The sequence below is a fragment of the Streptomyces sp. NRRL S-340 genome (assembly GCF_000720185.1).
In the GTDB taxonomy this organism is placed as follows: domain Bacteria; phylum Actinomycetota; class Actinomycetes; order Streptomycetales; family Streptomycetaceae; genus Streptomyces.
In genome coordinates this window covers 1-212 of sequence record NZ_JOIY01000156.1, presented here as the reverse complement: position 1 = coordinate 212, position 212 = coordinate 1, and the positions used below count along the sequence as shown (strand labels likewise).

At 69.3% G+C, this 212-nt stretch carries 1 pseudogene; it reads left to right on the top strand.

What is annotated here, in order from left to right:
- Positions 1–212 (top strand): annotated as a pseudogene (locus IG64_RS39935) (flavodoxin-dependent (E)-4-hydroxy-3-methylbut-2-enyl-diphosphate synthase); the annotation flags it as partial.

The following is a 212-nucleotide window of genomic DNA, read 5'->3' as shown; positions in this document are numbered from 1 at the left end:
GGGCACGATCAAGTCGGCGGTGGCCTTCGGTGCGCTGCTGTCGCAGGGGATCGGGGACACGATCCGGGTGTCGCTGTCGGCGCCGCCGGTGGAGGAGGTGAAGGTCGGCCTTCATCCTCCAGTCGCTGGGGCTGCGTCAGCGGGGTCTGGAGATCGTCTCGTGTCCGTCGTGCGGACGCGCCCAGGTGGACGTGTACAAGCTGGCCGAGGAG